Origin of the sequence: Arthrobacter sp. H35-D1, assembly GCF_030063185.1 — a bacterium.
GTDB lineage: Bacteria > Actinomycetota > Actinomycetes > Actinomycetales > Micrococcaceae > Specibacter.
The window spans coordinates 201,124-221,615 of the sequence record NZ_JASISP010000003.1; the positions used below are offsets into that span (position 1 = coordinate 201,124).

The following is a 20,492-nucleotide window of genomic DNA, read 5'->3' on the forward strand; positions in this document are numbered from 1 at the left end:
GTTCAGGTTGCTGTTCCGGTCACGGTGCCGGTGAATGTTTCCGGTAATGCTGTGGGTGTTCTGGGCAATGCTGTCTCGAATGGTTCGCAGGCCAGCAACAGCGTGGTTGTTCCGGATGTTGAGCAGGATGCCGGTTCGGGTGCGTCTGTTTCGGGGCCGTCGAGCAATGGCGGTTCGGGCGGTGGTGTGGTGGCTGATGTTGTGGACAGTGTTCAGGCTGCTGTTCCGGTCACGGTGCCGGTGAATGTTTCCGGTAATGCTGTGGGTGTTCTGGGCAATGCTGTCTCGAATGGTTCGCAGGCCAGCAACAGCGTGGTTGTTCCGGATGTTGAGCAGGGTGCCGGTTCGGGTGCGGTTGTTTCGGGGCCGTCGAGCAATGGCGGTTCGGGCGGTGGTGTGGTGGCTGATGTTGTGGACAGTGTTCAGGTTGCTGTTCCGGTCGCGGTGCCGGTGAATGTTTCCGGTAATGCTGTGGGTGTTCTGGGCAATGCTGTCTCGAATGGTTCGCAGGCCAGCAACAGCACGCTTGTTCCGGCTGTTGAGCAGGGTGCCGGTTCGGGTGCGGTTGTTTCGGGGCCATCGAACAATGGTGGTTTGGGCAGTGGTGGGTTGCTGGATGGTGTGGTGGCTGATGTTGTGGACAGTGTTCAGGTTGCTGTTCCGGTCGCGGTGCCGGTGAATGTTTCCGGTAATGCTGTGGGTGTTTTGGGCAATGCTGTCTCGAATGGTTCGCAGGCCAGCAACACTGGCTCGTCGACAACGCCTGTCACGCCTGCAGAACCGGGAATCCCGGCGACACCGCTGTTCCCGGCCTCGCCCGTCACACCGGCGACACCGCTGGTCCCGGCCGTGCCTGCGACCCCAAGCGTTCCTGTCGTTCGGGTCGCGACGGCCACGCCCGTATCAACGGCAACATCAGTCACGCCTGCCATTCCAGCCGCGCCAGCAGCCTCGGGTGTTCAAATTGCACCGGCAGCCATTGACGGTGCTTCGAGCGACGTGCGTTCCATGGGCACAGGCATCCAGGTCCGTGTCGCTTCGGCACCCAACCAGTTGGCTTACACAGGCAGCGGTTTGTGGCCGGTCTACTGGTCGGTCATGGCGCTCATCGCCGGGTTGGGACTACTCTTGATGCTGCGCACATTCAACCGTCGCAGTATTTCAGCGGTTCGAGCATAACGCAACGAAGCTTGGGTGGGCGTTTTCTGCGCGGAAGTTCGGGCAAGCCCGCCCCAGCAACAAAGCTGGTGTCCCCGCCCTTCTGTTTCAGTGCCCTACAGGTACCGGATCAGGCAGGCGGGGACAACCTGCGCACTGCCAAAGCCAGCCACAATTGCACGCGGTCGGGCGTCAAGGAAGGATCGTAGCCGGTGAGTTCGGTGATTTGGGTGAGCCGGTAACGGACAGTGTTCCTGTGCAGGGCAAGAACCTCGGCCACGGCCGCCACTGAACCGTTGAGGCGCAAGTATGTCTCCAAGGTATCGACCAGATCGGAGCCGTGGGCCGCATCGAAGGCAGTCAGCGGGCCCAAGGCCTCGGCAGCCATGTCAGCCATGGGCACGTCTTCGCTGGCCAAAAGCAAGGATGTCAGGCTGAGCCGTTCCGGAACATTGACGTCCAAGCCCCTCGTGGCTGCTTCCCGTGCCTCAAAGTAACTCCAGCGCAACCCGTTGGCCTGTGAATATGATCCGCCAATTCCCACCGGCGCTAGGATGCCAACGTTGTGCATTTGGTGGCTCAAGTCCCTGCCCAACCTGGCCGGGTCCCCCGCATGGGTTGGCACCACAAGCAGCAGCTCCTGTTTGCCTTCCGTGCGGATCGTGGCTGCCACTGCTGATTCGAGCGCGGCTGGCAGCGACATGGTGGAGATGGTGGCGAACTTTCCTTCGTCGGCTCCCACCAGCAGGACAAAATTCTTTGCGGTCGGTGCAACGCCGAGGTTTTCCAGGCGTGCGGCGGCATCGGGGGCCTCCAATGTGCCTCGAAGTATGTCGGAAATGGTCTGGCCTGCGATCTGCCTCGCACTCTGCCTGCGTTGCACCAGGTTGTTCAGTTCAATGCTGATGAGTCCGCGTGCATAGTCAACAATTCCATCGTCATGGAAGGGCTTGCGGAGCCACAATTTGCTGGAGTCCCGCTTGCCCGTCGACAGCGCAACCGCGTGCCATCCGCCGTCGTCCGGGGCAGCACCAGGGGAGGTAGCAGCAACTTCGGCGCCGTACTGGGTGAGAACAAGGTCCGACGCCACCATGGCGGCGAGCTTTTTCAGCAGGGCGTCAAGGCCGCCGCCTGTTAGCAGGGCCCGGGCCAGCACTTGGTGCTCGCGCAGCAGCCGCTCCAGTTTGGTGAAGTGGTCCGCTGCCCGGGCATCGGCAACGAGCTTGCCAATGGCGATGAAGGGGGTGCTGTAGGGGACCTCCACCACCGGAACTGCCCAACGGTTCGCCTCGGCCAAGAGGGCCGGGGGGACTGAATCGTGTTCAAATCCAATGCCAAAACCGATCCCGACGGCGCCTGCGCGCTTGATCTGCCGGACGAAGGAACGCTGTGCGTCGGCAGTGCCCTGCCGTGCGCCGGTGGTCAGCACCAGCTCTCCTCCGCTGAGGAACGCTTGCGGATTTTCCAGCTCGGTGACGGCAACCCAGTCGATGGCCGCGGTCAGGGGAGTCCGCACCGAGCCCATGTTTTTCAGGGACAAGCCGGGTGTGACAAGCAGGTCAGCCAAGGAAAGTGCCATGCCCTAACTATACAAACGCACTAAGCACACATATGCCATGGTGCACTTGGCCATTCTCCCGAGCTTGCCCTCGGGCTTAGGCTTTCGCATATGCGGCGTTGATTCCGCAGCGTCCACATCGAGCTAAAGAGGTTGAACACCGTGGTCCAAACCTTGCAGAACTTCATCAATGGTGAATTCGTTTCCGTCACAGGGACAGATTCCCTTGACATCGTCAATCCCAGCAACGGGGAGATTGTGGCCAAGGCGCCCATCTCCAGCCAAGCGGACGTGGATGCTGCCATGAATGCCGCTGCCGCTGCGTTCAAGACCTGGAAGCATGCGACGCCCGCCCAGCGCCAGAGCGTCCTGCTCAAACTTGCCGACGCCATTGAGGCCCGCAGCGACGAACTCGTCGAAGCCCAGCACCGCAACACCGGTCAGGTCAAGGCCATGATCGCTGCGGAGGAAGTGGCCGCAGGTGCCGACCAGCTGCGCTTCTTTGCCGGTGCAGCCCGCGTGCTGGAGGGCCGCTCCGCCGGGGAATACATGGAGAACTTCACCTCGTTTGTGCGCCGTGAACCTGTGGGTGTGATTGCCCAAGTGACACCGTGGAACTACCCGTTCCTGATGCTGATCTGGAAGATCGGCCCGGCCCTCGCAGCCGGCAACGCGGTGGTGCTCAAGCCCAGCGACACCACCCCGGAAAGCACTCTGGTGTTTGCCGACATCGCCAAGGACATTGTCCCTGCCGGCGTGTTGAACTTTGTGTTGGGAAATGGTGCCACAGGTGCCGCGCTGGTTGATCACAAAATCCCTGCCATGGTCTCCATCACCGGATCGGTCCGGGCCGGCATTGCCGTGGCCACCGGCGCCGCCAAGGGTCTCAAGCGCGCACATTTGGAACTGGGCGGCAAGGCTCCCGCCATAGTTTTTGCCGATGCCAACTTGGGGAAGACTGCCCAGGAAATTGCTGAGTATTCCTTCTTCAACGCCGGCCAGGACTGCACAGCTATCACCAGGGTGCTCGTGGAGGAGTCGGCCCACGACGAGTTCGTGTCCGCCCTGGCCACGGCAACCAAGGGGCTGGAGACCGGTCTCGAGGACGACTCCAAGAACTATTTCGGACCGCTCAACAATGTCAACCACTTCAATCAGGTGGTGAAGGTTGTTGCGAACATTCCGGACTATGCAACCGTTGTGACCGGCGGCAAGCGTGTTGGAGAGAAGGGCTTCTTCTTTGAGGCCACAGTGGTTGACGGCGTCAAGCAGTCCGATGACATTGTGCAACAGGAAACGTTCGGACCGGTCATTACAGTCCAGAGCTTCAAGACCGAGGAAGAAGCCGTCGAGATGGCCAACGACGTCGACTATGCCCTTGCCTCCAGCGTCTGGACCACAAACCATGGTGTTGCCATGCGCGTGTCCCGCGACCTGGATTTTGGTGCCGTGTGGATCAACACCCACATCATGCTCACGGCCGAAATGCCGCACGGCGGGTTCAAGCAGTCCGGCTATGGCAAGGACTTGTCCATCTACGGCGTCGAGGATTACACCCGCATCAAGCACGTCATGAGCAACCTCGACTCCTGACATGCTCGGGGACGCCGCGCGTCGCGACCGAGCCCCGGACGAATCCGAAACACTTCACCTTGTTGGCCACGTTGAAAGGAATGTCATGACAGATATTCAGTACCGCCTTGCCCAAAAGCGCCAGATATTGGGGACATTCCCCGGCCCGAAGTCCGTGGAACTGGATGCCCGCCGCAAGGCAGTGGTGGCCGGCGGGGTCGCATCCAGTGTTCCCGTCTACGTGGCCGACGCCGACGGTGGCATCATCACCGACGTGGACGGCAACTCCTTCATCGATCTGGGCTCCGGCATCGCGGTGACCTCCGTGGGCGCCTCGGATTCGAACGTGGTGGAAGCCGTCCGTGAGCAGGTGGGCCACTTCACCCACACCTGCTTCATGGTCACCCCCTACGAAAGCTACGTGGCAGTCGCCGAGGAACTTAACGCACTTACCCCCGGCACGCACCAGAAGCGCACCGTGCTGTTCAACTCCGGTGCCGAGGCCGTGGAAAACGCCGTGAAGGTGGCACGACTGGCCACCGGCCGCGACGCCATCGTTGCCTTCGACCACGCCTACCACGGCCGCACCAACCTGACCATGGCGCTAACAGCCAAGGCCATGCCGTACAAAAGGAACTTTGGCCCGTTCGCGCCGGAGATCTACCGCGTGCCCATGAGCTACCCTTACCGCGAGGAATCCGAGCTCAAGGGCCAGGATGCCGCCCGCCGCGCCATCAGCATGATTGAAAAGCAGATTGGTGCCGACGCCGTGGCCGGCATCCTCATTGAACCAATTCAGGGCGAAGGAGGCTTCATTGTCCCGGCGGACGGCTTTCTGCCGACCCTGGCCGCCTGGGCCAAGGAGAACGGCGTCGTCTTCATCGCCGACGAAGTTCAATCCGGTTTCTGCAGGACAGGCGAATGGTTCGCCTCCGAGCACGAAGGCGTTGTCCCGGACATCGTCACCATGGCCAAGGGCATCGGCGGTGGCTTGCCGCTGTCCGCCATCACCGGCCGTGCCGACCTCATGGACGCCGTGCACCCCGGCGGCCTCGGCGGGACCTACGGCGGCAACCCGATCGCCTGCGCGGCATCGTTGGCCGCCATCAAAACCATGAAGGAACACGACCTCAACGGCCGCGCCCGGAACATCGAGCGCATCGTCACCGCCCGCCTCACGGCACTGGCGGAGGAAATGGGCGACGCCGGCATCATTGGCGACATTCGCGGCCGCGGCGCCATGATGGCTGTTGAGCTGGTCAAGCCCGGCACCGCCAACACCACCAAGGAGATCAACGCCGAGGCGACCAAGGCCATCGCCGCCGCTTGCCTGCAGGCCGGTGTTGTGATTTTGACCTGTGGCACTTACGGCAACGTGATCCGTCTGCTCCCGCCGCTTGTCATCAGCGAGGAACTGCTGACCGACGGCCTCGACGTGCTGTGCGAAGCCATCCGGAAGGCGGCCTGACGAGCCAGAGTCGGTGCGCGAGCCTTTTGTGGTCTCGTCTCCACTCGAGGCGTCGCGACCCCAAGTACGACGGCGATTGGCGGGCTTCCTTGTGCAGCCCACCAATCGGCGCTGTGTATTAAGGAGCCGGCGAAGTCCCCGGTGTCATGCATGCCCCGACCGGCTGCCGTGCTGGGTAGGCTGGAGGCACTTTCTTCCCACACTGAACCGCACCTTGAGGTGGCATGGGCAATCCAGATTTTGACACGCGGTACCCGGCAATGTTCCAGCAAGGGGGCGAGGCAGACCTCGATGCGGGGCGGGTCTCGGAGCCGGAGCAGGACGAGGCCACGGAGTCGGCCGTTCCCCTACAGTCTCCTGCGCCGAAAGCTGTGTCCACGCGTCTTGCACAACCGAACGCTGAAAGAACCCCTGAGCCGTTTCCCGGCACAGCTTCGGAGGAGGATCTCCGTGGGGCACAGGATGTACCGGAGCCAGTGCCGGAGTCTGGCCGGCACTGGAATGGGAGGGCATGGCTGCAGGGGCTTGGCGTATCCGTGTTGGTCGTGGCAGTTGGCCTGTTTTGTTGGACGGCGCAGTTCCTGCTGCCCACGGCAAGGACGACTGCTCCGGATGATTTCCATGGACTGATGGTGGTGCCGTGGGGCTCCGCCTTGGTGGACGTCGGCGTGTGGCTGCTGGTGCCGGGAGTGGCCGCGTTTGTGCTTCTTCTGCTGATGGGTGCCCGGCACTACGCACGGTTCTCACGGTGGTTGCATACTGCGGTCCTTGTCTTGGGGCTTGCCGCCGCGGCGGTGGCGTGGATCTCACTGGCATCCATCCGCCTCTTTGTGGAACAGTTCCACACGTACGGCCAGCAGCAGGTCAACGAAGGTGAAGCTGTCATTGACTGGCCATACATTCTCAGCATGTCCACCTACCCGCTGATCATCCTGGCCCTGGGCATCCTCGCTGCCTGGGTGATCGTGCGGCCGAACGGAACAATTTCGGGTGCGGCTGCAGCGGGCGTGGCCGCAGTGTTGCTGGTCGCGGGGTTTCTTGGCACATTTTCCGTGCAGCTGTTTCCGATCGCCAGCCGGCCGGAGTCTCTCATGCTGGGAGATAGTTCCATAGATGTGCCGTCGTGGACCTATCTTTGGAGTCAGGCGTCCCCGCAGATCCTGGCGGTGGCTGCTGCTGCCCTGTTGTGCGCCATGGTGGTGCGGGTTATCGGTAAGCCGCAGATTTTTACGGCGGTCGAAGGCGAGCTCGAGCCCGAGCCTGCCAAGAAGCCCGACGCGTAGTCCGGGCTTGGCAAAAGAGCAGCCATCGTGCCCTGTCCGGCAGCCATCCGGCCCTGTCCGGCAGCATCGGCTGCCTGTACAGTCAGTGCTACAAGCTGCCAGCCGGTGGGTCCGGAGCGGTGTGCCACCCAACGAAGGGTTTAAAGCATGAAATACGTTGTTGGATACCGCCCCGATGAGAGAGGCGCCGACGCCGTCGCCCTTGCAAGTGTTGCAGCCAGGACCCAAGGCGCTGAACTCCATCTTGTCCATGTGGTGCACGGCAGCAAGTCGTCGGACCCGGAGATGGAAAAGCGGGCACTGCTGATGGTGCCCGACGATGTGCCAGCCACCTTTTCCACGAAGGTTGCCGACTCCTTTGTCCATGGCCTCATTGCTGCCGCCCAGGAGGACGATGCGGCTCTGATCGTTGTGGGCGCTGCCAGCAACGGCCTGTTCAAGCGGTTCACCGTGGGCTCGGTGGCCAATGGGCTGTTGCACGCCTCTCCGGTTCCTGTGGCACTGGCCCCCCGTGGCTACAACCGCAAGGATCCGCTCACCAGGCTCACTGTCATGACAGGCGTGCGGGAAGGATGGCAGGCCGTGCTCAACGTGGGCACCACCGCAGCCGGCAGGCGCCACGTGCCGCTGCGGCTGGTTTCGGTGGTTGAGATCGACCAGACAGAACAGTCCGACTTCGATCTGGGCAACGCCCTGAGCCCCGCCAAGCAGCACGTCAACACGGTCTTGGCAGAGGCTGCGGCGAAGCTGCCTGACACAAAGGTCACCGTCACCTTGGCTCACGGGCGCAATATTGAGGAAGCCATCGACGGGATTGGCTGGAAATCCGGTGAACTTGTTGTTGTGGGCTCAAGCAGGCTGGCGGAGAACAGGAAAATCTTCCTGGGCTCCACAGCCAACAAGATCCTGCGTGCGCTGCCGGTGCCCATGGTGGTAGTCCCACGAGACTTCCGACGGCAGGGGATCTAGGCCGCACCGTCCGGACTGGCCTAAGCCTGAAGAACGGCGAATTTCCGCAACCGTGCGTTGCGTCGGTAATTCATCAGCATGTCGGTGATCAGGATGGCCAGCGCCACCCAGACGATGGCGAATCCTATCCAACGCTCCGTGCCCATGTGCTCGCCCAGGACGGCGACGGCCACGATGAACTGGATGAGAGGGGTCATGAACTGCAACAGCCCGATCCCCGTCATGGACAACCTGCTGGCAGACGCGCCAAAGAACAGCAGGGGGACGGCAGTGATGATGCCGGTGGAGGCCAGCAGCCAAAAGTGTCCGGCCCCCATGTCTGTCAACGTTGCCTGACCGATTGCTGCCAGCATCAGCATGCCTGCAATGGCAAAGGGGGTCAACACGGCTGTCTCAATGCTCAGACTGGTGATGGCGTCAACCCTGCCGCCCATCCGGTTCTTGACGAATCCGTAGCTGCCGAAGCTAAACGCCAGCACCAACGCAATCCATGGCGGCTTGCCGTAGCTGAACGTCAACACCACAACGGCCACGAATCCCACACCCACGGCCAGCCACTGCAGGGGTCGGAGCCTTTCCTTCAGGACCACAACACCGATGAGCACGGAAACCAGCGGGTTGATGAAGTAGCCAAGGGCTGCCTCGATGACGTTGCCGCTGGTCACGGCAAAGACATAAGTCAACCAGTTGATGACAATCAGGAACCCAGCGACCGCCAGCGTGGCCACGATCCGCCGGCTTCGCACAGCGGTGGCCAGCTTTCCCCAGCCCCGGCCAACGGTGATGATGCCGGCGCAGAAAATCACCGACCACACCACGCGGTTGGCAACAATCTCAAAGCTGTTCGCTGGCGCAAGCAAGATGAAGTAGATGGGCAGCATTCCCCAAATGCCATAGGCCCCCACCCCATAAAGCGCACCGGAGGCGGCGGTGGAACGCGCCGGTTTGACGGCCTTCGTCCGATTGCCGGAGGCACTGCCTGTCCGGGGTTTGCGAATTGTCACAAACCCAATAACAACACTGATGTATGTTAAAAGCCATGGCTGTGCCACCGTCCAACCAGGTTGAGTGATTTGTCACTTTTAGTCACGGCCCCTTACGGGCACGGCGCGTTGGCAATTAGACTAGGAAAACAGTGCTTAATTCGCGTACCGCACGCAACAGTCATTCCCTGATGTTGCGGTTCACCGTTCGGAAGGACCTCTTTCTTGGCTAACTCGAGCGTTGCCCGCCCATTCCGCGTTGCCATCATTGGTTCCGGCCCGGCGGGCATCTATGCAGCAGACATACTGACGAAGTCCCAGGAAGTTGCCGACGGCGAGGTTCAAGTCAGCATTGACATCTTCGAGTCCCAGCCGGCACCCTATGGCCTGATCCGCTATGGCGTGGCACCTGACCATCCGCGGATCAAGGGGATCATGAATGCCCTTCACAAGGTGCTGGACCGCGGCGATATCCGCTTCTTTGGCAATGTCACCTATGGACGGGACCTCGCCCTCGCCGAGCTCCGTTCCTTCTACGACGCCGTCATCTTTGCCACGGGTGCCACGAAGGACGCAGAGCTGAATATTCCCGGCATCGAGCTTGACGGGTCCTACGGCGGCGCCGACTTTGTCTCTTGGTATGACGGTCACCCGGACGTTGCCCGGGAATGGCCGCTGCACGCCAAGGAAGTCGCCGTCATCGGCAACGGAAACGTGGCGCTGGATGTGGCTCGCGTATTGTCCAAGCATGCAGACGACCTGTTGACGACCGAGATTCCGGACAACGTCTATGCGGGCCTGAAGTCCTCGCCGGTGACCGATGTGCACATTTTTGGCCGCCGCGGCCCCGCGCAGGTCAAGTTCACGCCGCTTGAATTGCGGGAATTAAGCCAGTCGCGCGATGTGGACATCGTGCTGTACGAAGAGGACTTCGACTTTGACGAGGCCTCGGATGCTGCCATGAAAAGCAACAATCAGGTCAAGATCATGGTCAAGACGCTCACCAACTGGCTGGTGGAAGAGCACGAGGAAGGCAGGGTTGCGGCATCACGCCGCCTCCACCTGCATTTCCTCCACACACCGGTGGAAATTGCCGGGACCGACGGTCACGTCTCAGGCATCCGCTTTGAACGCAATGAACTTGACGGCACCGGCAATGCGCGCGGCACCGGCGAGTTCATCGACTATCCAGTCCAGGCTGTCTACCGTGCTGTCGGCTATTTGGGCTCCGAGCTGCCAGAAGTACACTTTGATGCCCGCCGAGGTGTCATCCCGAACGACGGCGGACGCGTGCTGGGGGTCGATGGCACCCAAGTGGCGGGCCTCTATGCGACTGGCTGGATCAAGCGTGGACCGGTTGGTTTGATTGGAAGCACCAAGGGGGATGCGTTGGAAACCATCGGCTGCCTGCTCGAGGACAGGCTCAGCCTGCCCATTGCGGAGCATCCGGGCGAAGAGGAAATCCTTGAGCTGTTGGAATCCCGTGGCATTGAATTCACCACCTGGGAAGGGTGGAACAAACTCGATGCCCATGAGAAGCACCTGGGTGCCAGCTATGAGCCGCAACCCGGAGTTGAGGTTAGCCGCGAACGCATCAAGATCGTGGAACGCGAGCAGATGGTAAACATCTCCAAAAAGTAGCCCCTGCTGCTCGACGAAAAACAACGGATGCCCAGCCTTAATGTGGGAGGCGGCGGGCATTGCCAGCACGCAGATTCTCGGCTTTTTGATTCTGCGCTGCAAGCCTCCCAACCTCAAGCTCGGCTTCCGGGTCCCCTTCGGTCCTGTCTTTCCCATTGTGGCGGCACTACTGTGCGGCTGCCAGATGTTGAACCTGGGGACACCCGCCCGGGCCCTTTTCGCCGTCTGGCTGGTCCTGGAACTCGTACCTGCGAAAGGAAGAAACTGTTGGCCTTCCCGAAAAGACACTCGGCAGCATTCACTGGGATGCGGCCGCAACGTCCCGGACATGCCACGCTTGAGAACATGACGGTAATAGAAACAGCCCCCATGACCTTGGCTGAGGTGGCACCGGAATCCGTGCTGCTGGCGGGTGCCGGCCGCGCCATCTTGTTGCAGCTGGCTCACCCCTCCGTGGGTTACGGCGTGGCGCGGCACTCAAGTTTCGCCGTTGATCCACTCAAACGGTTTCATGGCACGCTGGCCTACATCTATGCGCTGAGCAACGGCACTCCGGGACAACGGAAGACGGTGCAGAGGCAGGTTCAGCGAGCCCACCTGCCCGTCAAGGCGACTGCTTCCGGGCAGGTGCCCGCCTACAATGCCGCCGACCCGGAACTGCAATTGTGGGTGGCTGCCACGCTTTACGAGTCAGCCTGCCAAACATATGACGCCGTGTTCCCGGCCCTAACTGCCTCCGACGCAGAATCCGTGTACCAAAGCTATGCCGTGCTGGGCACTGCGCTGGGCATGCCTGCCGGTCTTTGGCCCAAAACGCGTGCCGACTTTACGGTGTACTGGGAGCAGCAATTGGGGCGGCTGCAAGTGGATGACACAGTCAGGGCGGCGGCGGCCGAACTTCTGGCAGCCACGAATGCCCCGTGGTGGGTGAAAGCGGCCATGCCACTGGCACGGTTCCTGACTGCCGGCATGCTCCCTCCGCCGGTGCGACAAATGTATGCCCTGCCGTGGTCCCTGCGCAGTGACAAGCTCCTGCAGCTCCTCTTCTCGGCAGCTGCCAAGTTGGTTCCCCTCACGCCCAAGAAAATGCGCCGCGCCCCCATGTATTTTTATCTCAAGCGCATCCCCGGCTAATCACGGCCAACGCATCCACTGGGGCGCCTCTGACCGGCCTGCGATGGCAACTGGTCCGGTTGGGGGATGGCGGCTACGGGGCGGCATAGCGGAGCACCCAATCAACGAGAGGGCGCAGCATTTCCCATTGCCCGGAGATCCGCTCGAGCGCCCCAGCCGTATGAAGCCATTCCGGCCGACCCAACCGGGTTGAGGCACTGAGTGTCTTGTGCTTCAAGAGTTCGGCACGGGGGTGATCCCGGGGAAACTCGCGCGGCACTGTCTTCAATACCCTTCCCTCAACCGTGAAGCCGGCGCCGGCCAGCTCCGTCACGATGCCCGCCAAAGCCTTGCCGCTCGCTGCGGCATCCACGGCTGCACGATACCGGGAAAGCTGCGCGGGAGGAAAGGAATGGCAGCCGCCGCCCAGCAGCAGCCCAGCGGCATCGATCTGCAGGTAAAAACCCACCTCCCCATAGTTCGAGGTGAACATGCCTTGAGCGGTTTTGTACGGTTCCTTGGCACGGGAAAAGCGCACATCCCGGTAGGGGCGAAACAGCTTGCCGGGCCCAAATTTGCTCGACAAGCCACCTTGGAGGGCCAACAGCGGCTGGCGCACATCGGCGTCGTACGCGTCTTTGTGTTCCAGCCACCACGTCTTGTTGTTGTGCTGTTCCAAAGCCGCATAAAACTCAAGGGCCGCTGTCGGAATTCCAGTAAACGTGTTCATGGTTCGAGCCTAGGGATGCGTCGAAAATGCTGCCATGGCCGCCACCGCATCTGTGGGCCGGCGGCCATCGTGCACCACCTGTGGAGGAGGGAATGCACCATCTTAGGAGGGCCTAACTGGACTGAGTCCAGAAGAAAAGGGATAGTTGACACATGGTCACCAAACAGCAGTCGGAAGAGATGTTGCGGGCAGTATCACTGCGCGTGACTCGACCCCGCCTCGCCGTTTTGGAAGCAGTCAGCTCCAATCCACATGCCGATGCCGACACCATTATTGGTGAGGTGCGGAATGACTTGGGCAGTGTTTCCAAACAGGCCGTCTACGACGTCTTGGCGGTCCTTGTCGAGTCAAACCTGGTGCATCGCATTGAACCGGCAGGGTCACCGGCACGCTTTGAAACGCGGGTGGGAGACAACCACCACCACGTTGTGTGCCGAACCTGTGGGGACATTGCCGATGTCGACTGCGCTGTCGGCCACGCACCATGTTTGCATGCCTCCAACAGCCACGGTTTCAGCATTGATGAAGCCGAGGTCATCTACTGGGGCACTTGCCCGGACTGTGCAAGCAAGAGACTTCTGAACGAACACGATCTCACGAGTACTAGGAGCGATAAATAAAGATGACTATCGAGAACACCGCGCCGCTGACCACAGCCGCAGGCGCGCCAGTTGCCAACAACCAAGACAGCCTCACTGCGGGACCCCGCGGGCCGCTGCTGCTGCAGGACGTTTGGTTCCTTGAGAAGCTGGCCCACTTCAGCCGCGAGGTCATCCCCGAGCGCCGCATGCACGCCAAGGGCTCAGGTGCCTTCGGAACCTTCACCGTCACCAATGACATCTCCAAGTACACCAAGGCGAACATTTTCGCCGAAGTGGGCAAGAAGACGGAAATGTTTGCCCGCTTCTCCACCGTTGCCGGAGAGCGCGGCGCTGCCGACGCCGAGCGCGACATCCGCGGCTTCTCGCTGAAGTTCTACACCGATGAAGGAAACTGGGACCTGGTGGGCAACAACACCCCCGTGTTCTTCTTCCGCGATCCGTTGAAGTTCCCGGACCTGAACCGCGCCGTCAAGCGCGACCCGCGCACCAACCTGCGCAGCGCCGAGAACAACTGGGACTTCTGGACCAACCTGCCCGAGTCCCTGCACCAGGTCACCATTGTCATGTCCGACCGCGGCGTCCCGGCCAGCTACCGCCACATGCACGGCTTCGGCTCACACACCTTCTCCCTGATCAACGCCGAAGGCGAGCGTTTCTGGGTCAAGTTCCACCACCGCACCCAGCAGGGCATCAAGAACCTGACCGACGCAGAGTCGGCCGCACTGGTTGGTTCCGACCGCGAATCCCACCAGCGCGACCTGTTCGACTCGATCGAGAACGGCGACTTCCCCAAGTGGAAGCTCATGGTGCAGATCATGCCCGAAGCCGACGCAGAGACGTACAAGTACCACCCGTTCGACCTCACCAAGGTCTGGAGCAAGGAAGACTACCCGCTGATCGAGGTTGGCGAGTGGGAACTGAACCGCAACGCGGAGAACTACCACGCAGACGTTGAGCAGGCAGCATTTGCGCCGGCCAACGTGGTCCCGGGCATCAGCTTCTCCCCTGACCGCATGCTTCAGGGCCGCTTGTTCTCCTACGGTGATGCACAGCGCTACCGCCTCGGTGTGAACCACCACCAGATCCCGGTGAACGCGCCGAAGAACCCCACGGCCAACACGTACCACCGTGACGGCCAGGGTCGCGTTGACGGCAACCAGGGCCGCACCCCCGGCATCGAGCCGAACTCCTACGGCCGCTGGGCCGAGCAGCCGGCCTACGCCGATCCGGCACAGGCTATTGGTGCCACAGCTGACCGTTTCAACTTCCGCGAAGATGATGCCAACTACTTTGAGCAGCCCGGCATCCTGTTCCGCGAGAAGATGGACGACGCTCAGCGCCAGGTGCTGTTCGAGAACACCGCGCGTGCCATTGACGGTGCCTCCGAGGCCACCGTCGAGCGCCACATCTTCAACTGCACGCAGGCCGATCCGGCCTACGGCGAAGGTGTTCGCAAGGCCATCGAAGCTTTGCAGGCGTCCAAGGCCTAGTCCCTAGGCAAGTACGACAGCCAAGCACGACGGCGGCACCCGTCCCACGCGTTCAGCGTGGGCCGGGTGCCGCCGTCGTTATGCCCCGAAACGACATCGAGTTTGCACTTGTTGGCAATGTTTCGTGCGAACATTGCCAACAAGTGCAAACTCGAATGTGGTTCAGGGGAGTGGGGCGGAAAGCGGGAACTATCCCAACAGGTGTTCGCGGCCAAACATGGCCGCTGCGGCGCGGGCGGAGGGGGTGCCGGCGTCGAGATCGGCGCCTGCGGCGATGAGCAGGCCCACCACGGCGTCCTCGCCCTTGAACAAGGCGCCTGCCAGCGGCGACTGGTCGCGGCCGTTGCGGATGTCGACATTGGCGCCGCGCTCCAACAGCTGGGCCACAGTATCCGTCTGCCCCTTGTACGCGGCAAGCATTAGCAAGGTGTTGCCTTCGGGATCCAAGACGTCGATCGCCAGCCCGTGGTCGAGAAATTCGGCCAGCTCCGTGCTTTTGCCGTCGCGGGCAAGGTCCATGGCCAGGGCGACGACCTTGGCAGTCTGCTCGTCATTGAGGGATGCGTTATTGGTCATTTCTCCACAATAGGCGATGGCCCGTCGCTTTTGCCGCGCCAGAGTGCCGGCAGCGGCACATCCAGCCCGCCGCCCGTCACGAAACCTGCGAGCTGCTGCGGTGCATCGCCGTGCCGGCGGCCGAAAATGTGGAAGGTTGGGGGCGCCGGCGAAGCCCAGTCGTCGCAGACCCACACCGTCACACCGGCAAAGGCGGGCTGCGCGTGGGTGGCGAGAATGTTCATCCCCTGGGCCAGTTCCAACAGCGCGGACGGATTGGTTCGCTCAAGGCTTGCAACGGGTTGCCGCGGGACACCGGTCCAGTGCCCGCCGCGGAACGGCATGCCGGGTGCCGGAGTTGCCGGTTCGATGTGGAAGGCACGGGACTCCCAGCCAACCTGCTGCCCGGGCAACTCTGACATCCCGGACTGCCCGGGTTCGGTGGCTGAAGGCTGTTCGAGTGCGTGGTCCGGGCCAGTCTGGGTGGTGACAGCGACCCTGCCGCCGTGCCAACGGCGAAGCCGCTCATCGAGTTCTTCGGTGTTTGTCTCCGGGACGCGTTGGTGTGCGGGCAGCGCAAGGACGGATGCCGCAGTCCGGCTTCCCGGCATCGTGAAGAAGGCGTGCAGTGTGGGGGTGGATGTTTCGGCGGTCGGTTCACCCAGGGCGTCGCCGATGGGCTGCCAGTTCAATGCACAGTAGAGATGGGCAGCGGTGGCGCCGCCCAACTCGAGCAGGGCACCGCGCAAATGGCCGTAGCAGCGCAGCAGGTCGGCCGCCGAGTCGGGGCCGAAGGCGAGGGAAGGATCGTTGAGGCGGAGCACAAAGTGGCCTTCGGTCAAGGTCGAGTTGGGGCGGCGAACAGTCCAAAACGTGGAGGAGCACAGCTGGGTGCGCGGCGTTGGCATCGTATGTTTTTCCCCGATTCATGTTTGCCCAATGAGTCCGTTGCCAGCATAACGGAGAAGAATTCCGCACGGAGCGGAAGCTGCCTGCGCCGGGGCGCGCCACCTGCAGGCTTGGCACGGGAACAAGGACTCGAGCAGACACGTTTTAACCTTTGCAAGCAACCGGTGAAGGGACACGAAAGTGCGCAGGCATTACAACGGACTCAAGACAGCAGCACTCTTTGGCGTGTTGTGGGCGGTGCTGCTGGGGATCGGCGCCCTTATTGCGGCCGGGACCGGCAGTGCTGCGCCGCTGTGGATCTTTGCCGTCCTGGGCGTTGCCACCACGGCGTACGGATATTGGAACAGCGGCAAGATCGCCATCCGATCCATGCAGGCCTACCCGGCCACCGAAACACAGGCGCCCGGCCTCTACAGGATCGTGCGTGAGCTCTCCGTCAAGGCGAACCAGCCCATGCCTGCCATTTACATCTCACCCACCCAATCGCCCAATGCCTTTGCCACCGGCCGGAACCCCAAAAATGCTGCCGTTTGCTGCACCGAGGGCATCTTGAACATCCTTGATGAGCGGGAACTGCGCGGGGTGCTGGGGCATGAACTCATGCACGTCTACAACCGGGACATCTTGACCTCCTCCGTGGCGGCTGCCGTGGCCGGCATTATCACATCCGTGGCCCAAATGATGCTGTTCTTCGGAGGGGACCGCCGCAACGCCAACCCGCTGGCAATGATCGCTATGGCGCTCCTGGCGCCGATGGCTGCGTCCTTGATCCAGCTGGCCATCAGCCGCACCCGGGAATACGACGCCGACGAGGATGGCGCCCACCTGAGCGACGACCCCCTGGCCTTGGCCTCGGCACTGCGAAAACTGGAGCTGGGCGTGCAACGGGCGCCGTTGCCGCAAGATCAAAACCTTGTCAACACCAGCCACTTGATGATCGCCAACCCCTTCAAGAGCGGTGGAGCAGCCAAGCTTTTTGCCACCCACCCGCCGATGGCGCAGCGCATTGCGCGGCTGGAAAAGATGGCGGGCCGACCGCTAGCCTGACTGTTCTGTCGAGCGACGTCGGCCCTTGAAGGCGTCGCCTCCGGGAAACCGACACCCAGCCACCGGCAGAGTAGGACAGAATGGGGATATGCGACTGATTTTGATTCGGCACGGCCAGACTCCCAACAATGTCCGCAGTCTCTTGGACACCGCGGTCCCGGGGCCGGGACTGACGCGTTTGGGGGAATTGCAGGCTGCTGCTGTTCCGGGTGCCGTGGCTGATCAAAGCATCGAGGCGCTGTATATCTCAAACCTCACGCGCACGGCCCTGACAGCGGCGCCGCTGGCTGCCGAGCGACGCCTTGATCCGGTAGTGCGCGAGGGACTGCGCGAGATCAGCGCCGGCGAGCTGGAGATGAAAGGGGATGTGCCTTCCATTGAGGCATACCTCGACGCGTTGAAGTCCTGGTTGACAGGCGACCTGTCGGCCCGGATGCCAGGGGCCGACACCGGATATGAAGTGCTTGAACGCTTTGACGCCGTCGTGGAAGAGGCTGCCGGTGCCCACCAAGCAGTGGCCATGGTCAGCCACGGGGCGATGATCCGCTTCTGGGCCGGTCACAGGGGCATAAACATCGACTGGGCCTCCAATAAATACCATGACCTGTCAAACACCGGAATTGTGGTGCTCGACGGAGAACCCAAGGGCAGCACGGCCCCCGGCGGTTGGCAGATCCAACAGTGGAACGGTGCACCGGCCGGCGGCCTGAGCGGACTGGACGAGGACGGGCCCACGGCCGAACTGACAACGGAAGCACTAGACGACCGACATGAAAATGGCTAAGGGCGCGGGAACGGACAGGACGGGCGGATCCGCCTCGGCAGGGACCGGGGCGGCTTCGGTAACGGGGACCGGCGCCGAAACACAAATGCCCTTTAGCACTGTGCATTTGTGGCGGTTGAAAGGGATTAGCTGGGTCTGGCTGGGCACAGCCGTGGTTTGCATTGCGCTCCTTGCCGTCGGCGCGCCGCTGAACATGGCTTTGTATAATATGGCCCTGCCGTTTGCGCTGGGCATGTCGATTCTGCATTCAGCTTCGTTGGGGTTGACTGCTGCCCGCCCGGTGGCAGGGGCGCTTGTCTCGCTGGTTCCGTTAGCCGTCTTGCCTCTTGTCTCGGATCCCATAGGCGGAGCCCCCATGCCTTTCAGCGTCGTTGCCATGATCACCCAGGTGCTTGTCATCTGCGTGGCCGGGCTGCGCTCGCACTGGATGGTTCCGGCCGTCGCTTGGCTGGGCAGCGTTATCGTGGGTGTAGTGGCGAACTACTTGACCATGCCGGGCGGGCAGTCGACGGGCGCCCAAACCAATGTTGTTATTTTTGCCGCAGTGGCTGGCGGGCTCATGATGGCGTCCGTTGTGGCCCAGCAATGGCAGCATTTGCGCGTTGAACTGGCCGCCGAACGAACAGTCAGTGCGGAGGAACAGTCGCGGCGCCGTTTGGCCGAGGAACGCACGCGCATAGCGCGTGAACTTCACGACGTCGTTGCCCATGGCATGTCGGTGGTGGTGGTTCAGGCAACCACGGCCAGCTACCGCCACTCTGGTCTGAGTCCTGAGCTGAAACAAGAGTTCGATGACATTGCCGCGAGCTCCCGGAGGGCCATGATGGAGATGCGCAGCATGCTGGGATCCCTGCGCAATGCCGAAGTGGGACGCGAATTGGGTCCCCAGCCCACTCTTGCAGACCTGCCGCAGCTCTTTGCTTCGGCGCGCTCCACCGGAGTGCGCATCGAGGACCCGGCGCTACCCGATGGTGAGCGCTACGAGATTGGCGAGGTCATAGCCCTGACCACCTACAGAATTGTCCAAGAGGCACTGAGCAACGTCATCCGGCATGCCCCGGGGGCAAGCGTGCAGGTGGAGTTCACTGTTGAAGCAGGCATGTTGGCCGTGTCGGTGGTCAACTCCAGCTCAGCCGTGGGTGCGATCATGGCACAGCTGGACAAGGGCCCGCACTTGGGGCAGGGCCTGATAGGAATGCGCGAGCGGGCCGACATTGTGGGCGGTTCGGTGGTCTGCACATCCACGGCTGATGGCGGCTTTTCCGTCACTGCACGGCTTCCCATGAGTACCAGCACGGCAAATCCAAAAAATAACAAGGAAAACAGCAAGGGAAGTGCCCTGCCATGAGCATTAAAGTACTTGTTGTCGATGACCAGGCGATGGTCCGCGAAGGATTTGCCGCCCTGTTGGGTGCCCAGGAAGACATTGTTGTGGTGGGGCAGGCGGAGAACGGCGCCCGGGCAGTTGAGCTGGCAGCCTCCTGTCGTCCCAACGTGGTGCTGATGGACGTTCGCATGCCGGTCATGGACGGGTTGGAAGCCGCACGGCAAATTCTCGCGAGCACGCCGGACCCCGAGGAGGACGCACCCCACGTCCTCATGCTGACGACCTTCGACGTCGATGACTACATCTATGATGCGCTGCGCCTGGGCGCCAGCGGGTTCCTGCTCAAGGATGCACTGGCGGAAGAACTGGTGGCAGCGGTGCGGATCGTGGCATCCGGGGAAGGGCTGCTTGCCCCTTCAGTCACCAAGCGGCTGATTGAACAGTTCGCCGTGTCGGCGGTCCGTCCGGTGCTTTCCCGCGACCGGCTTGCCTGTCTCACCGACCGGGAACTTGAAGTGATGAGGCTCGTTGGCAGGGGCTTCTCGAACCAGGAGATTGCCGCGCAGCTGTTCATCGCACAACAGACAGTCAAGACACACGTCAGCAAAATTTTGACGAAACTTGGCCTGCGGGACAGGGTGCAGGCCGTGGTCCTGTCCTATGAGACGGGTTTGGTTGAGCCCGGCGCTTGAAAAATGTACCAAACCTTCCTGACGGAGGGGGAATCGTCGGCGGCGTTGACAATGGCGGCACCCAGGGTGAGGGACTTCGCGATGGTGGCATCGACGCCGTGCGTCTGGAAATACACATGCCAGCTGGAAGGTGTCCCGTGGGGCAGGAAGGCGGCTGCACCCATGATGCCGGCCAGTTCCCTCTCGCCGTCGCCGGGGTTGGTGTCGCGGGACTTGGGAGTGCAGCTCATGCCGCGCAGCCGCACCGTCTTCTTCATGGGCCTGGAACCCAGCATGGGCGCCAGATCCCCACAGCCCCGTCGAAGCCTCGCCGGGGTCACCAACATGGCTATTTTGCCCTGTTCGGGGACGTCCAGGGGCTGCAAATAGACGATGGAGCCGGCGTTCTTGGCAGCTTCGATGGGCTTGACAATGTTGTCCACGCCCAGGTGGGTGCTCCACCCAAACAGGGCGGCGTAAAACTCATGCGACTTCTTCAAATCAGAGGTCGTCAGATCAATCCAGTACGGGGCTCCGGCGGGAGTTCGCTGGGGGTTCATGGCCGCTCCAGACGATGTCATGGGATTGGTGCACGCAAAGGGAAGATTATGCTGCGTGCGGGGGCCCGGCAA

At 62.0% G+C, this 20,492-nt stretch carries 18 protein-coding genes and 1 pseudogene; 13 read left to right on the plus strand and 6 right to left on the minus strand.

Annotation, left to right across the window (positions count from 1 at the left end):
* Window positions 1-1,179, plus strand: a pseudogene (locus QMG25_RS06085) (hypothetical protein); the annotation flags it as partial.
* A 109-nt stretch (window positions 1,180-1,288) separates the two neighbouring features.
* Here the strand turns inward: QMG25_RS06085 and QMG25_RS06090 are convergent.
* On the minus strand, window positions 1,289-2,737 hold the full coding sequence (locus tag QMG25_RS06090; RefSeq protein WP_283458251.1) for a PucR family transcriptional regulator: 1,449 nt from the start codon (window positions 2,735-2,737) through the stop codon (window positions 1,289-1,291).
* Between the two features lie 141 nt (window positions 2,738-2,878).
* On the opposite strand from QMG25_RS06090, the gene QMG25_RS06095 reads away from it, so the two are divergent.
* From QMG25_RS06095 to QMG25_RS06110, 4 genes are all read left to right on the plus strand, one after another.
* Window positions 2,879-4,309, plus strand: a complete 1,431-nt coding sequence (locus QMG25_RS06095) for a gamma-aminobutyraldehyde dehydrogenase (RefSeq protein ID WP_283458252.1) — start codon at window positions 2,879-2,881, stop codon at window positions 4,307-4,309.
* Window positions 4,310-4,394: 85 nt separating this feature from the next.
* Window positions 4,395-5,756: a 4-aminobutyrate--2-oxoglutarate transaminase gene (gene gabT, locus QMG25_RS06100; protein ID WP_283458253.1), complete on the plus strand. Its 1,362-nt coding sequence runs from the start codon at window positions 4,395-4,397 to the stop codon at window positions 5,754-5,756.
* A gap of 536 nt (window positions 5,757-6,292) precedes the next feature.
* The gene (locus QMG25_RS06105; RefSeq protein WP_283458254.1) at window positions 6,293-7,039 is read left to right on the plus strand and encodes a hypothetical protein; all 747 of its coding nucleotides are present in this window, start codon (window positions 6,293-6,295) and stop codon (window positions 7,037-7,039) included.
* Between the two features lie 147 nt (window positions 7,040-7,186).
* Window positions 7,187-8,008 carry a universal stress protein gene (locus QMG25_RS06110; protein WP_283458255.1) on the plus strand — a complete coding sequence of 274 codons (822 nt, stop codon included), beginning with the start codon at window positions 7,187-7,189 and terminating at the stop codon, window positions 8,006-8,008.
* Window positions 8,009-8,028: 20 nt separating this feature from the next.
* Here the strand turns inward: QMG25_RS06110 and rarD are convergent, their stop codons facing one another.
* On the minus strand, window positions 8,029-9,012 hold the full coding sequence (rarD, locus tag QMG25_RS06115; protein ID WP_283458256.1) for an EamA family transporter RarD: 984 nt from the start codon (window positions 9,010-9,012) through the stop codon (window positions 8,029-8,031).
* 204 nt (window positions 9,013-9,216) lie between these two features.
* Here rarD and QMG25_RS06120 point away from each other — a divergent pair, with 204 nt between their 5' ends.
* Both QMG25_RS06120 and QMG25_RS06125 read left to right on the plus strand, forming a co-directional pair.
* Window positions 9,217-10,632, plus strand: coding sequence for an FAD-dependent oxidoreductase (locus QMG25_RS06120; RefSeq protein WP_283458257.1), 1,416 nt, complete (start codon window positions 9,217-9,219; stop codon window positions 10,630-10,632).
* Window positions 10,633-10,977: 345 nt separating this feature from the next.
* Window positions 10,978-11,766: an oxygenase MpaB family protein gene (locus QMG25_RS06125; RefSeq protein WP_283458258.1), complete on the plus strand. Its 789-nt coding sequence runs from the start codon at window positions 10,978-10,980 to the stop codon at window positions 11,764-11,766.
* 73 nt (window positions 11,767-11,839) lie between these two features.
* Here the strand turns inward: QMG25_RS06125 and QMG25_RS06130 are convergent, their stop codons facing one another.
* A complete protein-coding gene (locus tag QMG25_RS06130) occupies window positions 11,840-12,475 on the minus strand; it encodes a DUF2461 domain-containing protein (RefSeq protein ID WP_283458259.1) in 636 nt (211 codons plus the stop codon).
* A gap of 152 nt (window positions 12,476-12,627) precedes the next feature.
* Between QMG25_RS06130 and QMG25_RS06135 the strand changes: the two genes are divergently transcribed.
* Window positions 12,628-13,095, plus strand: a complete 468-nt coding sequence (locus QMG25_RS06135; protein WP_283458260.1) for a Fur family transcriptional regulator — start codon at window positions 12,628-12,630, stop codon at window positions 13,093-13,095.
* A gap of 2 nt (window positions 13,096-13,097) precedes the next feature.
* Entirely contained in the window at window positions 13,098-14,567 is a 1,470-nt protein-coding gene (locus QMG25_RS06140) for a catalase (protein WP_283458261.1), read from the plus strand.
* A 189-nt stretch (window positions 14,568-14,756) separates the two neighbouring features.
* Here QMG25_RS06140 and QMG25_RS06145 read toward each other — a convergent pair whose 3' ends face one another.
* Window positions 14,757-15,143: an ankyrin repeat domain-containing protein gene (locus QMG25_RS06145; RefSeq protein ID WP_283458262.1), complete on the minus strand. Its 387-nt coding sequence runs from the start codon at window positions 15,141-15,143 to the stop codon at window positions 14,757-14,759.
* Complete coding sequence (locus tag QMG25_RS06150; protein WP_283458263.1) at window positions 15,140-16,030, minus strand: hypothetical protein; 891 nt, start codon at window positions 16,028-16,030, stop codon at window positions 15,140-15,142. Before QMG25_RS06150 ends, QMG25_RS06145 begins: the two co-directional genes overlap by 4 nt.
* A 181-nt stretch (window positions 16,031-16,211) precedes the next feature.
* Between QMG25_RS06150 and htpX the strand changes: the two genes are divergently transcribed.
* The 4 genes from htpX to QMG25_RS06170 all read left to right on the plus strand — a co-directional run bounded on the left by htpX (window position 16,212) and on the right by QMG25_RS06170 (window position 19,881).
* Window positions 16,212-17,078, plus strand: a complete 867-nt coding sequence (gene htpX / locus QMG25_RS06155) for a zinc metalloprotease HtpX (protein WP_283458264.1) — start codon at window positions 16,212-16,214, stop codon at window positions 17,076-17,078.
* Window positions 17,079-17,166: 88 nt separating this feature from the next.
* Window positions 17,167-17,862 carry a histidine phosphatase family protein gene (locus tag QMG25_RS06160; protein WP_283458265.1) on the plus strand — a complete coding sequence of 232 codons (696 nt, stop codon included), beginning with the start codon at window positions 17,167-17,169 and terminating at the stop codon, window positions 17,860-17,862.
* A complete protein-coding gene (locus QMG25_RS06165) occupies window positions 17,849-19,210 on the plus strand; it encodes a sensor histidine kinase (protein WP_283458266.1) in 1,362 nt (453 codons plus the stop codon). Before QMG25_RS06160 ends, QMG25_RS06165 begins: the two co-directional genes overlap by 14 nt.
* On the plus strand, window positions 19,207-19,881 hold the full coding sequence (locus tag QMG25_RS06170) for a response regulator (RefSeq protein WP_283458267.1): 675 nt from the start codon (window positions 19,207-19,209) through the stop codon (window positions 19,879-19,881). The genes QMG25_RS06165 and QMG25_RS06170 overlap by 4 nt, the downstream gene beginning before the upstream one ends.
* Here the strand turns inward: QMG25_RS06170 and QMG25_RS06175 are convergent.
* On the minus strand, window positions 19,848-20,420 hold the full coding sequence (locus tag QMG25_RS06175) for a VOC family protein (RefSeq protein ID WP_283458268.1): 573 nt from the start codon (window positions 20,418-20,420) through the stop codon (window positions 19,848-19,850). The genes QMG25_RS06170 and QMG25_RS06175 overlap by 34 nt on opposite strands.
* Window positions 20,421-20,492: the final 72 nt, after the last annotated feature.

Coding starts and splice junctions, on each gene's coding strand:
- QMG25_RS06090 (WP_283458251.1), bottom strand. CDS start 2,737: ATGGCACTTTCCTTGGCTGACCTGCTTGTCACACCCGGCTTGTCCCTG.
- gabT (WP_283458253.1), top strand. CDS start 4,395: ATGACAGATATTCAGTACCGCCTTGCCCAAAAGCGCCAGATATTGGGG.
- QMG25_RS06110 (WP_283458255.1), top strand. CDS start 7,187: ATGAAATACGTTGTTGGATACCGCCCCGATGAGAGAGGCGCCGACGCC.
- QMG25_RS06125 (WP_283458258.1), top strand. CDS start 10,978: ATGACGGTAATAGAAACAGCCCCCATGACCTTGGCTGAGGTGGCACCG.
- QMG25_RS06130 (WP_283458259.1), bottom strand. CDS start 12,475: ATGAACACGTTTACTGGAATTCCGACAGCGGCCCTTGAGTTTTATGCG.
- QMG25_RS06135 (WP_283458260.1), top strand. CDS start 12,628: ATGGTCACCAAACAGCAGTCGGAAGAGATGTTGCGGGCAGTATCACTG.
- QMG25_RS06140 (WP_283458261.1), top strand. CDS start 13,098: ATGACTATCGAGAACACCGCGCCGCTGACCACAGCCGCAGGCGCGCCA.
- QMG25_RS06145 (WP_283458262.1), bottom strand. CDS start 15,143: ATGACCAATAACGCATCCCTCAATGACGAGCAGACTGCCAAGGTCGTC.
- QMG25_RS06150 (WP_283458263.1), bottom strand. CDS start 16,030: ATGCCAACGCCGCGCACCCAGCTGTGCTCCTCCACGTTTTGGACTGTT.
- QMG25_RS06160 (WP_283458265.1), top strand. CDS start 17,167: ATGCGACTGATTTTGATTCGGCACGGCCAGACTCCCAACAATGTCCGC.
- QMG25_RS06165 (WP_283458266.1), top strand. CDS start 17,849: ATGAAAATGGCTAAGGGCGCGGGAACGGACAGGACGGGCGGATCCGCC.
- QMG25_RS06170 (WP_283458267.1), top strand. CDS start 19,207: ATGAGCATTAAAGTACTTGTTGTCGATGACCAGGCGATGGTCCGCGAA.
- QMG25_RS06175 (WP_283458268.1), bottom strand. CDS start 20,420: ATGAACCCCCAGCGAACTCCCGCCGGAGCCCCGTACTGGATTGATCTG.